The sequence below is a fragment of the Bradyrhizobium sp. UBA2491 genome (assembly GCF_002341725.1).
Taxonomy (GTDB): domain Bacteria; phylum Pseudomonadota; class Alphaproteobacteria; order Rhizobiales; family Xanthobacteraceae; genus Bradyrhizobium.
Window position 1 is genome coordinate 42,374 of sequence record NZ_DDOP01000018.1, and the last position, 14,476, is coordinate 56,849.

12 protein-coding genes are annotated in these 14,476 nt (G+C 64.9%); 6 read left to right on the plus strand and 6 right to left on the minus strand.

The genetic code is table 11. The features are described 5' to 3' along the window. Positions 1–55 precede the first annotated feature (55 nt). Positions 56–952, minus strand: a complete 897-nt coding sequence (locus B2W55_RS05930; RefSeq protein ID WP_024579806.1) for a LysR family transcriptional regulator — start codon at positions 950–952, stop codon at positions 56–58. Positions 953–1,061: 109 nt separating this feature from the next. On the opposite strand from B2W55_RS05930, the gene B2W55_RS05935 reads away from it, so the two are divergent. From B2W55_RS05935 to ilvA, 5 genes are all read left to right on the plus strand, one after another. After that, complete coding sequence (locus B2W55_RS05935) at positions 1,062–2,681, plus strand: FAD-dependent monooxygenase (RefSeq protein WP_024579807.1); 1,620 nt, start codon at positions 1,062–1,064, stop codon at positions 2,679–2,681. A 12-nt stretch (positions 2,682–2,693) separates the two neighbouring features. Beyond that, the gene (locus tag B2W55_RS05940; RefSeq protein ID WP_024579808.1) at positions 2,694–3,485 is read left to right on the plus strand and encodes an alpha/beta fold hydrolase; all 792 of its coding nucleotides are present in this window, start codon (positions 2,694–2,696) and stop codon (positions 3,483–3,485) included. Positions 3,486–3,504: 19 nt separating this feature from the next. Then, positions 3,505–4,911, plus strand: a complete 1,407-nt coding sequence (locus B2W55_RS05945) for an MFS transporter (RefSeq protein WP_024579809.1) — start codon at positions 3,505–3,507, stop codon at positions 4,909–4,911. A gap of 18 nt (positions 4,912–4,929) precedes the next feature. Continuing rightward, complete coding sequence (locus tag B2W55_RS05950; protein WP_024579810.1) at positions 4,930–6,120, plus strand: M24 family metallopeptidase; 1,191 nt, start codon at positions 4,930–4,932, stop codon at positions 6,118–6,120. A gap of 325 nt (positions 6,121–6,445) precedes the next feature. After that, positions 6,446–7,987: a threonine ammonia-lyase, biosynthetic gene (gene ilvA / locus B2W55_RS05955; protein WP_024579811.1), complete on the plus strand. Its 1,542-nt coding sequence runs from the start codon at positions 6,446–6,448 to the stop codon at positions 7,985–7,987. Positions 7,988–8,008: 21 nt separating this feature from the next. Here the strand turns inward: ilvA and B2W55_RS05960 are convergent, their stop codons facing one another. The 5 genes from B2W55_RS05960 to B2W55_RS05980 form a co-directional block, all read right to left on the minus strand. Further along, positions 8,009–9,436 (minus strand): adenylate/guanylate cyclase domain-containing protein, encoded by a 1,428-nt coding sequence (locus tag B2W55_RS05960; protein WP_024579812.1) that lies wholly within the window; start codon positions 9,434–9,436, stop codon positions 8,009–8,011. 114 nt (positions 9,437–9,550) lie between these two features. Next, a complete protein-coding gene (locus B2W55_RS05965; protein WP_029878886.1) occupies positions 9,551–10,387 on the minus strand; it encodes a TIGR01459 family HAD-type hydrolase in 837 nt (278 codons plus the stop codon). A 99-nt stretch (positions 10,388–10,486) separates the two neighbouring features. Then, positions 10,487–11,164: a class II aldolase/adducin family protein gene (locus B2W55_RS05970; RefSeq protein WP_024579814.1), complete on the minus strand. Its 678-nt coding sequence runs from the start codon at positions 11,162–11,164 to the stop codon at positions 10,487–10,489. 31 nt (positions 11,165–11,195) lie between these two features. Continuing rightward, positions 11,196–11,921 carry an SDR family oxidoreductase gene (locus tag B2W55_RS05975; protein WP_024579815.1) on the minus strand — a complete coding sequence of 242 codons (726 nt, stop codon included), beginning with the start codon at positions 11,919–11,921 and terminating at the stop codon, positions 11,196–11,198. A 15-nt stretch (positions 11,922–11,936) separates the two neighbouring features. Next, on the minus strand, positions 11,937–13,256 hold the full coding sequence (locus B2W55_RS05980; protein WP_043855703.1) for a sn-glycerol-1-phosphate dehydrogenase: 1,320 nt from the start codon (positions 13,254–13,256) through the stop codon (positions 11,937–11,939). Positions 13,257–13,408: 152 nt separating this feature from the next. On the opposite strand from B2W55_RS05980, the gene B2W55_RS05985 reads away from it, so the two are divergent. Beyond that, a complete protein-coding gene (locus tag B2W55_RS05985) occupies positions 13,409–14,446 on the plus strand; it encodes a sugar-binding transcriptional regulator (RefSeq protein ID WP_024579817.1) in 1,038 nt (345 codons plus the stop codon). The last annotated feature ends 30 nt before the right edge of the window (positions 14,447–14,476 follow it).

Genomic DNA, 14,476 nt, shown 5'->3' on the forward strand with positions numbered 1-14,476 from the left:
CAAGACGGTAGCGGTTCGGTTGGCCGGGTCCGGCGGGATGCGCGGCGAGGGCTGTTCAGCTCTTGCGCGCCGGGACGGTCAGGATGATGCCCGCGTCGATCAGTGAACTGCTGATCGTCTTCAGCGCGGCGATTGCTTCACGCGTTGCCCTGCTGACCGGTCGGCCGCGCGGCAGCGCCAGCACGCGTTCGGCCCGCATCCACGGCAACAGCGCCGCAGACAGCGCGCCGGCAGCGACTTCCTGGTGAATTCCCGAGAACGGCAGCAAGGCATAGCCGAGGCCCAACGCCACCATGCGCTTCATCGGCGTGCTGTTGTCGACCCGCACCGCGGAGAGCGTCGTCGACGGAAACGGGTTGCGGCTGAGCGGAGCCACGGCCGCCGGCAGGGCGTCGAACTCCTTGCGGGTCAGCCTGCCGCGTTTCAGCAGCGGATCGCGCGGCGGTCCGATCAGGAATACCTGCTCGAACATCAATATCTCATAGTCGAGATGATCGTTGGGGGGCGGCGTCGTCACGATCGCCAGATCGAGCTCGCCGCGCAACAGGCGTTCGGATGCGCTCTCGGTCAGGCCTTCGTTCAGTTCGAGCCGCACGCGCGGAAACCGCTTCACGAAAGTCTGGGCGAGCGGCGGGTAGAGGATGTCGCCGAGGCTCGGCGGCGCGCCGATCCGTACCGTGCCGCTCGGCTCGCGGTTTTCCGTGCGCACCTCGGCCTTGATGTCGTCGATCGTGCCGAGCAGCCAGCGTCCGCGCGCGAGCAGCACCTTGCCGGACTCCGTGACGGAGACGCCGCGTGCGCCGCGTTCGAGCAGGGCGCCGCCCAACTCGGCCTCCAGCTCCTTGACGTGACGGCTGAGCGCGGACTGCGCGACATTCAGCGTGCTGGCCGCGGCGGCAAAGCCGCCACGCTCGGCGACGGCGACGAAATAGCGGATCTGCCGCAGGTCCATGACGGGCACTCCATCTCGGATCGAGATGGATACCATATCAAACATATTCTTGTGAGATATTAAAAAGAGCGCAGTCTCTCCGCAACGATCAAACGGAGGGGAGACGAGGATGGGCATCGCGACCGACGAGGCACGCCAGACATCCGTATTCATCGCCGGCGGCGGGCCGGTGGGGCTGGCGATGTCCTTGCTGCTCGACCGCTTCGGCATCGACTGCGTGGTGGTCGAGAAGAGCCCGACGACGACGGATCACCCGAAGTCGCGCGGCTGCTGGGTCCGCACCATGGAGATCTTCCGGCAGTGGGGCATCGAGCAGGCGATCCGCGAGCGCGGCTTGCAGGACAACTCCGACATGTTCGTGTTCCTCGACAGCATCGCGGGCCATGAATTCGGCCGCACCCGTCCCGAACCGAATGTCGGTCATACCCCGGCCTGGAAGAGCCTGGTCGCGCAGGATGCCGTCGAGGAGGAAATCCTGCGGGTGGTCGAAAAGTCCGAGCACGCCACGGTTCTGTTCAACACGTCCTGTGAATCGTTCGAGGAGACCAACAGCGGCGTCAGCGTCACGACGCGTTGCGAAAAGACCGGCGAGGTGACGCATTGGACGGCCACCTATCTGATCGCCGCCGATGGCGCCGGCAGTCAGACCCGGCGCAGCGCCGGCATCGACATGGTCGGGCCGTCGACGCTGGCGGTGATGTCCAACGAATACTGGCGCGCCGACCTGTCGCGGCTGCCGATCGCGCGCGAGGCCGCCGGCTTCATCATCGTCCCGGACAGGCCGGATCTGCCGCGCGCCGGCATCCTGAACACCAATGGCAGGGACCGCTGGCTGACCGTGACGCAGATCGGCCTGACCAAGGACGATCGCGAGCGGCCGTGGACCGACCAGGAGTTCATCGAGATCGCGCGCGGTCATGTCGGGATTCCCGATCTCGACGTCACGCTCTTGAACCGCTCGATCTGGCGCGTCAGCATGCAGGTCGCCGAGACCTTTCGAAAGGGCCGGGTATTTCTGGTCGGCGACTGCGCGCACCGGTTTCCGCCGACCGGCGGCTTCGGCCTGAACTCCGGGGTTCAGGACGCGCATAATCTCGCCTGGAAGCTCGCCTTCGTGCTGAAGGGCATGGCGGATGAAAAGCTGCTCGACAGCTACTCCAGCGAACGTCGCCCGATCGCGCAGTCGAATGCCAATTTCAGCTACGGCAACCGGCTGCGCTTCGGGCTGACCGACGATGCCGTCCGCTCGCGCAATCCGGACCGGATCAAGTTCTGGATCAACGATATGGACAATCATCTGCACAGCATCGGCCAGAACCTCGGACACAATTACGAGGAGGGCGCGGTGATTCCCGATGGCACCGTCGCGAAGGCGTTGAACTCCCGCTACTACATGCCGACCGATCGTCCCGGCGCGCGCTTCCCGCATATGTGGCTCGAGCCTTCGCGCAAGACATCGACGCTCGACTGGTTCGACAAGGAGTTCACGGTCGTCACCGGGCCGCTCGGCAGCGAGTGGCTGGAGGCGGGAAGGCAGGTGTCGGAAAAGACCCGCTTGCCGCTGTCGCTGAAGCAACTGCCGTCAGTCGACCCTGCGGATGGATTCCAGCTTGGTATGCGCGGCGCCGTGCTGGTGCGCCCGGATGGGCATGTGGCATGGCGGATGCCGTGGCTGCCGTCGGATCCGGCCAAGGAACTGGCCGGCGCGCTCTCGACGCTGCTGCACTGATAGGGGGTGCCGATGCAATCGTTGGAAGCCAACGGCGTCGTCACGACGTATGAGCAGACGGGACGTGGCGAACCGATCGTGCTGCTGCATGGCGGCGAGGCCGATCATTCGATGTTCGACAGCCTTGCCCGCGAGCTGTCGGTGCACTTCAGCGTGATCGCCTACGACCAGCGCGATTCCGGCGCCACCAGAAATCCGCCGTCGTCCTATTCGCTGGCCGATCTGGCCGACGATGCCGCGGCCTTGATCACAGGGCTTGGCTACGATCGCGTCCACGTCTTCGGCACGTCACTGGGGGGATTGATCGCGCAAGTGCTGGCGGCACGGCATCCCGGTCGGATCGATCGCCTGGTCCTGGGCAGCACCTGGAAGGTCAACAGGAGCCCGCTCGACGTCAACGCGGATGTCTTCCGTACGCTTGCTTCGTACCGCGGCGACACCGCCGCCAACGCGCCGAAAATCGCGGAATACTTCTTCCCGCCGGATTACCTGCGCGCCCGGCCCGAACTGATCGAGATCTTCCGCGGTTCGACCCGGGACGACGGCCAGAAGGCGCGACGCGGCGCTCTGCTGGGGCAGCCGGTCGCCGCCGATCTGGCGGGCTTCGATCGCCCGACGCTGTTGCTGGTCGGCGGCGAAGACCGATTGATCCCGAATGCGGAGACGTTCGCACTCGCCCGCGATCTTGTCCACGTCGAAACCAGGACGATCGCAAACGTGGGCCACGTCGCCTCCATCCAGGCGCCCGAACGGGTGGCGGAAGCGGTGACGGCATTCCTGAATTCAAAAAAGAAGGCGGCTTGATAACGACAAGGGGGAGACCATGACTGAGCAGGCGAGCGCGGTGCCGTTCGACGAAGCACCGGTGACGACACGCTATTGGCTATCGATCATCATCTTCGCCATCACCGGCGTGGTCGATTTCTTCGATTTCTTTGTGGTCGGATTCCTGGTTTCGGTGCTGGCGCCGACATGGCACCTGACATTCGGGCAGACCTCGATCATGCTGATGAGCGCCGGTATCGGGGCGATGCTGGGTGCGTTCGCGGCGGGATTCCTCGCGGACCGCTTCGGGCGTAAGCCGCTGGCGATATCGGGCGTCCTGCTTTGCGGCCTGACCTCGGGCGCGATCGCGTTCATTCCGGAAGACGGCTGGGTTGCGTTTGCGATCCTGCGCTTCTTCGTGGGCTTCGGCCTTGCCGCGGGCGCCGCGGCGGCGGTTCCTGCGATCGTCGAATTCGCCCCGACCCGTCATCGTACACTGGTCACGAGCCTCGTGGTGGTCCCGGTTGCCTTCGGTGTGCTGTCGGCGTCGGTCACCGCGAGCTTCCTGCTGCCGCTGGTCGGCTGGCGCGGATTGGCGGCGGTCGGCTTCCTGCCGATCATCCTCGCAATTCTGACCATGATCATCATGCCGGAATCGCCGCGCTGGCTGATCAGCAAGGGCCGTGTGCGCGAGGCGCAGGCGAGCATTCGAAAGCTCTATCGGGTCGGCGGCGACGAGTTCGTGCTGCCGGCGCTGCCGCCGGCCAATCCGGCGACATTCGCCGATCTTTTTGCCGAGCAGCGGCGCTTCTGGCTGACGGTTCTGGTCTGGTTCGGCGCCAGCACGGCGAACTACGGCGTCTTCCTGTGGGGACCGACGATCGTGGCGCTGCTGCTCGGCGTCGCACCGCAGGAGGCGGCCAAGATGTTCATCTATGTCAGCCTCGCCGGCGTGCTCGGCCGGACCGGCTTTGCTTTCCTCGCGCATCGGATCGGCCGCAAGCCGTGCGGTCAGTTGATGGGCTATGGCACCGCGGTCTCGCTGGCGCTCGCCGCGTACTTTCACAGCGACTTTGCCGGTTCGGTGCCGCTGTTTCTGGTGTTCCTGATCGTCGGCGCCGTGTTCTTCGACGGCGGGTTCTCCAACATCGGGCCCTATCCCGCGGAGATCTTCCCGGTCCAGCTTTCGGGACGCGCAGTCGGGCTTGCGCAGCTCGCGAACGGGGTCGGCAAGATCGTCGGCCCTTTGTGCCTCGCGCTGATCGCGGGTGCGGACAATCTGGTGCATCCGAGCGCGACCGCCGCGGCGGTGATGCCGGCGTTCTGCTTTCTCGCCGGCGCGGGCCTGTTGATCGGGCTCGCCTTCACGTTCCTCGGCGTCGAGCCGCACGGACGACCGGTGGCGCTGTTCGGCGAGAACGCGGGCACCGCACCGAAGCCGCTGGCCGCGAAAACGGCAACCTGAAAGACGGAAGGTCAATCCATGGACAATGCGCACGACACGATCGCAACCGCGGCGCCGTTCGACACTGCGAAGCTCGACCGGCTGATGGACGAGGCGGGGCTCGACGTGCTGATCGCGACCTCGCGGCACAACGTACAGTACCTGCTGGGCGGCTATCGCTTCTTCTTCTTCGATGTCATGGAGGCGATCGGCACGAGCCGCTATCTGCCGGTGTTCGTCTATCAGAAGGGACATCCGGAAAACGCGATCTACATCGGCAACCGCATGGAGAAGTTCGAGCACGATCTCGGACGGATATGGGCGCCGCTGGTCAGGACGGGCAGCTGGGGAACGATCGATGCGATGGACCTCGCGATCGATCATGTGCGGAAACTCGGGGCTGCGGCAAAGCGCGTCGGTATCGAGGCGAGCTTCCTGCCGGCCGATGCCAGGGATCATCTGCGTGCCGGGATCGACGGTGTCGAACTGCGCGAAGCCCATTTCACCTTCGAGCGGCTTCGCGCCGTCAAATCTCCCGCCGAACTCGATCTCATCAGGGAAGCCTCCGAACGGGTGGTCGACGCGATGCTGGCGACGTTCAGGAGCTGCGCGCCAGGCATGACCAAGCACGACGTCGTCACTCGTCTGCGGCATGAGGAGCATGCGCGTGATCTGGTGTTCGAATACTGCCTGATTGCCGGCGGCAGCAGCCATAACCGCGCGCCGTCGAACCAACGCCTTGCAGAGGGCGATGTGATCTCGATCGATTCCGGCGGAAACTACCGGGGCTATATCGGCGACCTCAGCCGCATGGGCGTGCTGGGCGAGCCCGACAGCGAGCTGCGCGAGTTGTTGCACGAAGTCGAGGACATCCAGCAGGCGGCGCGGCGCGTGATCCGGCCCGGCGCGATGGGTGGTGACATCATCGCGGCGGGCGAGGCCGCCGTCGCAACTTCACCGCACCGCGCCGTGCTTGACTATACCGCGCACGGGATTGGGCTGGTCAGCCACGAAGCCCCGCGCCTGACCGCGACCGGCCCGGTGCCCTATGCGCCATATGACGCCGACCGGCCGCTCGAGCCGGGGATGGTGATTTCAATCGAAACCGCGCTGCTGCATCCGGCGCGCGGCTACATCAAGCTCGAGGACACGCTGATCGTCTCCGAAACAGGCTGGGAAGCACCCGGCGATCATGGCCGGGATTGGAATTCACCGAAACTCATGGCGTGAACCGGTCCACGCCGGGGCGGCCTGTCGGATGGCCTCCGATGGGCTGCGGCGTTGGAGGCGCATGATTTCGGAATACTGGAAATTTACCCCTGATTTGCCCGACGTGTCAAGTTGCCGTCGGCAGCCGGCTGCTTTGCATGGGGTTGTTTTCGATATTTTGGCCGCGCCCCCCGCGACAGCCCGGATGACTTCACTCGCGCCTCCGGTCATGCGATGCTTCGACCTGGATGCAGCGGCAGTTCCGTGTCGTCTGCTCGCCGGGGCGGCGCCGACGATGGGCAGGTGCAACCGATAAGGATTGCCCCCCATCGACAGAAGCGACCCAATGACCGCAAACGCACTCCGCGACTACGCCCAGAGCATCCTGACCGCCCGCGTCTACGACGTCGCAGTCGAGACGCCGCTCGATCCGATGCCGCGGCTGACCGAGCGCTTGTCACGGACGGTGTTGCTGAAGCGGGAGGACTTGCAGCCGATCTTCTCGTTCAAGATCCGCGGTGCCTACAACAAGATCGTCAGGTTGCCGGATGCGCAGCGCAGGCTGGGCGTGATCTGCGCATCGGCCGGCAACCATGCGCAGGGCGTGGCGCTGTCGGCGCGCAAGCTCGGTATCCCCGCGACGATCGTGATGCCGCGGACGACGCCGGCGATCAAGGTCGAAGCCGTGCGGCGCTTGGGTGGCGATGTCGTCCTGCATGGTGATGCATTCGACGACGCGCAGGCCAAGGCCCGGGAGATCGAGGTCGCGCGCGGCCTGACCTTCGTGCATCCGTTCGACGACCCCGATGTGATCGCCGGCCAGGGCACCGTCGGCATGGAGATCCTGCGGCAACATCCCGATCCGATCGAAGCGATCTTCGTGCCGATCGGCGGCGGCGGGCTGGCGGCCGGCGTGGCCGCGTTCGTGAAATTCCTCAATCCCTCGATCAAGGTCGTCGGCGTCGAGCCGGCAGACGCCGCATCGATGGCGGCGGCGCTCGCCAAGGGCAACGTCGTCGCGCTGGACCAAGTCGGACTGTTCGCCGATGGCGTCGCGGTTCGCAAGGTGGGCTCGGAGACGTTCCGGCTCTGCCGCGACCTGCTCGACGAGGTGATCACGGTGGACACCGACGCGATGTGCGCGGCGATCAAGGACGTCTTCGACGACATGCGATCGGTCGCCGAGCCGTCCGGGGCATTGGCGCTCGCCGGGCTGAAGGCCTATGCCGAGCGCGGCGCGCTGAGCGAGGGCAGCCTGATCGCCGTCAACAGCGGGGCCAATCTGAATTTCGACCGGCTCCGCACCATCGCCGATCGTGCCGAGGTCGGCGAGCATCGCGAGGCGCTGCTGGCGGTGACTGTGCCGGAGAAGCCCGGCAGCTATCGGCACTTCATCCGCATCCTCGGCTCGCGGGCCATCACGGAATTCAACTACCGCTTTGCCGAGACCACCGCGCCGGCGCAGCTCTTCGTCGGCATCGCGCTGAGCCGAGGCGAGGCCGAGAAGCGGGAGGTGATGGAACTGCTGCGCCGCGAGGGCTATCCGATCCTCGATCTCAGCGAGAACGAGATGGCCAAGGACCATGTGCGCTACATGGTGGGCGGCCGCGCGCCGCTGCTCAAGGACGAGGTGATCTACCGCTTCGAGTTTCCGGAGCGCCCGGGTGCGCTGCTGAAATTCCTGGAGAGCCTGGCGCCGGACTGGAACATCTCGCTGTTCCACTACCGAAATCATGGTGCCGACTACGGACGCATCCTGGCGGGAATCGAAGTCAGGCCGCAGGATCGCGCCCGGTTCGTCCAGGCGCTGGATGCGCTCGGCTATCCCTACTGGAATGAGAGCGAGAACCCGGCCTATCGCCTGTTCCTCTCTGCGGAGCGGGGATGATGCGCCCGGCTGCATCTCGGATCATGCCCGGGCGAGATGATAGACCGGCATGGCCTTGCTGACGCCCTTGAGCTCCGCCTCGCTGCTCGTCACCGGGTATGGCGCGATGATCTCGGCCACTTCAGGCGCGCGGTAGACGTCCTCGGTGATGCAGATCTCGTCGCCATCGGCGAGGTTCTGCACCCGCGCGGCGATGTTCACCGTCTGGCCGAAGTAATCGAGCCGCTCGTTGAGCGTGACCGCGATCGAGGCGCCGCGATGCACGCCGATCTTGAGGATGAAATCGCGCTGCGAACGGTCGCGATTGAGTTCGTCGACCGCCTCGCGCATCTCCAGCGCCGCCTGCACGGCATCGGCCGCAGTCGAGAACGCCGCCATCACGGCGTCGCCAATCGTCTTGGTGACGGCGCCATTGTGCCGGACCGTGACGTCGAGGAGGTGCTGGAAGTGCCGCTGTACCTGGATGTAGGCGTTGAGGTCGCCGATTCGCTCGTAGAGCGCGGTCGAGCCCTTGAGATCGGTGAACACCAGCGTCACGTCGAGAACCGCGATGCCTTCGGTCGCGCCGATCACCTCCGAACGGAAGAAATCGCGGAAAGTTTGGGTCATCAGCAGCCGCTTGCCGGACAGGTATGCCGGGAAGCGAAGCCTCGGTCGCTCAGATGCCGCTGCCGGAAGTTGCAAGATGCCGAAGACGACCGGCAGCTTGCCAGCGTTGTGAACCTCGAAGGTGACCTTGCCCGGTGCGATGCTTGCGGCAGTGGCTGTGCAACTACCGTGGTCGAGCGTGACCCGCACGCCGGCAGGCGTTGTGCCCACTCCCTCCGTCACCGGAAAAAGGAATTGGGCGTCGCTGTCGAAATCCTGGCCGAACAGCGCGCCTTCGGTGGCGTCGACCTCGAGGCTTGCGGTCGAACCCGGTTCGATGCGGGTAAGCACCCGCACCAGGCCTTTTGCGGTCTCGTTCCACGGCACCCCGTCCGGCATGAGGCCGCCCGACGTCAGCTTGTAGTGGAAGACGTAATCCCAGGCCGAAAGCGCCTCCGGCTTGTGGAAGCGGATGCCGCGCACCGCCGGCGAAACCGTGAACGTCACGGTGATGTAATCGTCGAGCGCGGCGTCGTAATCGCTTTGACAGAGATGGCAGTGGAAATGCGTGTGCAGCTTGCGCAGGCTCCGGAAGCTCTCGACGACGTCGGAGCACATCGGACACACCAGGAGCCAATCCATGTCGAACAGCCCGGCGACACAGGCATGGAGGAAAAGATCGATCCCCTCAGCTTCGGCGATCGACTTCTCATCGGCGAATTGGATCGGATTGATACGGTACAGCGCCTCGTCCGGGCCGGAGCGCAGCAGCGTCTCCAGCCGCGAGACGACGCGCGGGCTCCAGGACTTGGCTGCCTCGAGCACGACCAGGCGCTCTTCGAGCTTCTTCTCGTCGATCATCGTGTGAGACTCGCGACATCCCCGGCGTTCCGCCAGACCTGAATACACAATTCATGGCGTCGGGGCGAGCCCGTCAGGCTGGTATCCCAGCCGGGCGCGAGTCGCGGCTGGCATTCACCATGCGAAGGCCGGGATAACGAAATCCGGGACGCCGTCGGATCGGTCGCACAGACGCAGCAATCGGCACTTTGGCAAATGGCGATAATTCTCGCTTTGGACCTGAAGCGTCGATAGTCCCATCGGCCTTGCGCCGGCCACGTCATGATGCGGGCTATCGCCCATCACGAGCCGCGCGCCGGGCTGCAATTCGGCGGATGCGATCGCGTGTGCGAAGATCAGCAGATGCGGCTTGCCGATATACTCGACCGCGCCGCCGAGATCCTCGTAGAGCCTCGCGATGGCTCCTGCTGCCGGCACGATCTCGCCATGGCGGATCGTCGCGATATCCGGATTGATGCAGATCGCGGGCACGTGCGCTCTGGCGGGACTTGCCAGCACATCTTGATAGGCCCGCAGCGAGACCCGCGGTATGTCGGATCCGGCAAACACCAGAAAGGCGGCGTCTTGCGGTTGGTCGACCAGTTCGAAGTCATCCGACGAAAAGGCATAGCGGTCGTCGGGATCGCCGATCACGCAAACGGCTGCGCCCGTCGCGAAGGGTGGCCCCAATACCCCGCTCTTGACGCATTGCAGGGCCACGTCGCCCGAGCTGACGATGCCGCTCAGGCAAGAGCCGGCAAAACCCAGCGCGTGGAGGTCTGCCCGGTTTGCTGCCGCGCATTTTCCGGAGTTCGTCAGGATGATGATCTTTCGGCCGCAGGCCGCGATCTTCGCCAATCCGTCGATCGTGCGGGGGTAGGCGGCGACGCCGTCGTGCAGCACGCCATACTGCTCGATCAGGAAGAGGTCGAACTGATCTGCGATCTCGCGTAACCCGGCGATGCGTTTCATGACCATGCTCCGACCGCGAGCGGTGCCGTGGCCGCAGCTTCTTCCGTCCGGATTCCGATCGGAGCCAAGCTGATCACATGATGCCTCTCGGCGGTGCCGCTATGCCTGTAAATTTCCGACTGGTGGATCCTGCACGCCGTAACTGCCGAAGGCGGCGGCAGTCTCGCCGATCTGGGCTTCGTTCAACAGCACCGGCCCACCGATTGCCAGCGTCAGATAATATTGCCGGGCGATCGTCTCGAGCTCGACGGCGAGCCACATCGCCTTGTCGAGCGACGCACCCGTGGCGATCATTCCGTGATTGGCGAGCAGGCAGGCGGTGCGGCCTTCGAGCGCGGCGAGCGCATGCTCGGACAGCTCCGCGGTGCCGAACCTCGCATAATCGGCGAGACGGACGTTCATGCCGCCGAACGCTGCCATCATGTAGTGGCACGCCGGAATCTCCTTGCGCGCGATCGCCAGTACGGTGGCGTAGGTCGAATGGGTGTGCACGATCCCGCCGACGTCCGGCCGGGCCTTCATGATGTCGAGATGGAAGCGCCATTCGGTGGAGGGCTTGAGCGGCCCCTTCCACGATCCGTATTCGCCGTCGATCGGCATCGCGGCGATCATGTCGGGGGTAAGGGAATCGTATGGCGTCGCGGACGGCGAGATCAGCATGGTGTTGCCATGGCGTGCCGAAATGTTGCCGGACGTTCCCTGGTTCAGCCCGGTTGCATTCATCCAGCGGCACTTCGCGATGATCGCCTCGCGCAGCTGAAGTTCGGTGTCGGTCATGATCGGCTCCTGGAAGCGAGCGCTGGCGCGCTCAGTATTTCTGTCGGGTCGGCGTGATGCAGATCTCCTGCACCAGCGCGTTTTGCGGCAGGTTGTAGGCGTCGAGGATCAGCTTCGCGACGTGCTCCGCCCCGATGCCGCCGCCGATCGCTGCCTTGTTCGCCTTGTAGTTCGCGAGCGTGTTCGGGTCCCTCACGCCGCCCAGCACCTCGGTCTCGATGATGCCGGGCGAAACGACGAGAACGCGGACGTCGTAGCCGGACAGATATTCACGAAGACTCTCGGAGACCCCGTGCACGAAGAATTTGGTGCCGCAATAGACCGTGTGGTCGGGATAGACCTTTCGCCCCGCGATCGAGCTCATCATCACGAGCGTGCCGTGGCGGCGCGCCATCATGCCCGACATCACGGCATGCACGCTGTTCATGACGCCGTTGACGTTGATCGCGATCATCTCATCCCAGTCGGCCGGATCCTGCTTGCCGATGTCCCCGAGCCTGGCAATGCCAGCATTGGCGAACATCATGTCGACCGGGCCGAACGCTGCCTCGGCGTCCCGCACGGCGGCGGTCAGCGCGGCGCGATCGCGCACATCTACCTTGCGGCAGATCGAATTGGGCAGGCGCATGGCATCCAGCCGTTCGATCCGGCGCGCCATCAGCAGGACGGGATGGCCGGCCGCAGAAAAGGCGCGGGCGGTGGCTTCTCCGATGCCGGAACTGGCACCGGTCACGGCGACGAGCGGCTTTGCAGTCATGTCAGGGCCCTCCGATCAATTTTCGCCTTGCGCAAATGCCTCCAGCGTTCCGGCATCCGCGGCAATGTCGAGGAAGGAAAAGCGGTTACGCATCTCCCGACAATGCACGATGGCTTCGCGATAGAAGTCCACCGGCACGCCGAGCTCGGTTGCCGTCGTGGCACCGCCGGCGGCTGACAACAGCCGCTTCATTTCGTGAACCGGAATCGTAAAGGCGGAGAGCTCGCGCCGGAGCTCGGGCCATGCATCCTCCAGCTTGCGGTTGAACGCGATGGCGCCATCCTGGTCGAACGCCTTCTGCTTCAACTCGGCCTCGCATTGCAGGGCGACTTCCGCGCCGAAACGGCGCTTCATGTCGGCCAAATCGATGTGGGTCGCATGAACTGACAGAGGACGATCGGCGGCGAGCATCTGCTGCTGTAGCCGCGCCATGCTCAACGCCGCGATGCCCACCTGCTGGCCATGCAGGGAACCGGGATGACGTTCACCCGCGAAGCAATCGATGTAGTGGGAGATCTGGTGCTCGCCCATCGAGCCATGATGCGACACGCCGGTAAAGGAGATGCCGAGGCCGCACAGGGTCAGCACGCGATAGAGATATCCCATCGCCTCGATGTCGCCCTTGGGCAGATTGCCGGCGCGCTGGTTGAGCTCGACCTCGTCGGCGGCCTGGATCGTGTAAGGCTCCTGGAAATAGGCGGTGCCCAGCAGCCGGTGCGACATCCACCAGTCGGTCTGCGCAACCGAGCGGGCGAGGCAATCCGCGAAGCCGGAGGCGGCGAGGTAGGGCGGCGCGGCGGCGGACACCTTGAGGTCGACGAAGAATCCCGCAGGCGTGTGCGAGGGCAGCGACACCTTCAAGCCGCTGTCGAGGGTGAGCGATGCCGTGGAGGATGTGTAGCCGTTCATCGAGGCGGCGGTGGCGAACACGCAATAGCGCCGGTCGTCCAGCCCCGTCACGTATTTGCAGAGGTCGTTGACCGTGCCGGAGCCGACCGCGACGACCGCGTCATACCCGCGCAACTTTTCCGTCAGGCTGCGGACCTCGGCCATGTCAGCGTGGGGATGATCGAGCACGACGGTCTCGACCGGACCGAGTTCGCCCAGCGCCTTGGCAACGCGCGCGCCCATCGCCCCATACGTCGCCTCGTCGGCGACCAAAGCAAGGCGATGTCCGAGTCTCAAGGCGGCGACCAGTTCGGCCTCCCGTCCCTCGAGGCTGTCTTCGATCACGATGGAATCGTAAGGCACCCTTACCGCTGCACCGGTGAGCGGATTGATCCAGCGGCCTGCCACCAGATCGTCGATCAGCGCGGTCCAGTTGTGCTGTGACATCGGCAAAATCCCGGGCAAGTCCTGCGCCGCAGCATCGCCGTCGCGGCCCGATCGTGACATTTGACAAATCGTGATGGCAATTAATCGGGCTGATTGACAATTGTCAATACGATGTGCATTTTGTGAACGACGACGTTGATGCCGGATCGCTAATGACCAAGACGCTGCAACGCCAGGTGACGCCGCCGCGTATCAAGCGCAGGGCGTTGTCGATCCCCGCAGAGTTCGACAGCGATCCTGTCGTATGGGCGGCGTGGCTCTATTACGAAGAGGGCATGACGCAGGAGGAGGTCGCCGATCAACTCGGCGTCTCGCGCGCCTCGGTCGTGAACTTCCTTCAGGAGGCCCGCGACCGCAACATCGTCACGATCGCGGTGTCGTCACGGCATTTGCAAACCATCGGCCTCGCGCGCGAACTGGCCGACGCATATGGGCTCACCAGCTGTCTCGTCGTGCCCGATGACGGCGGCCGCCTGCCGGTGCATGAACGGATCGGCATGGCCGGCGCGAAACTTCTGATCGAGCGGCTGCAGCCCGACGATGTGCTGGGCGTATCGTGGGGCCGCACGGTGCAGGCGCTGTCGACGTCGTTGCCCGAAATGAAGCTTCCGGGCGTCACCGTCGCCCAGATCACCGGCTGCTCGATCGGCACCACGGAATTCTCGCCGGAATTGTGCACCTCCAACATCGCCAACCGGCTTGGTGCGCGCTGCGTCAATCTGCATGCGCCGGGTATCGTTTCGACCGCCCAGATCAAGCGCCTGTTCATGCAGGAGCCGGCGCTGGTCGAAACCTTCAAGATCATTCGATCGAGCAACAAGGTGCTGTTCGGCGTCGGCAGCGTCGACGACGCCGGCACCGCGATGCGCAGCGGCTACATGTCGCCCGAGAATATTGGACCGTATCTGGCGCGTGGCGCCGTTGGCGTGGTCAGTGGACGTTTTATCGGCAGGGAAGGCGAGCCGATCCTCGGCGCGCTCGACAACCAGATGATCGGCCTGACGCTCGACGAGATCGCGAAGGTGCCGGAGCGCATCTGCATTGCCGGCGGCAGCGACAAGGTCGATGCGGTCTACGCCGCGCTCAACAGCAACTACGCAACAATTCTGGTCACCGACGTGGCAACGGCGCGAGCGCTGGTGCCACGCGCGGCCCGGCCTCACCGATCCGGAGTATCACGCCGGCCCTGAAACAAGACAGCGAACTGGGCCGAAAGAGCC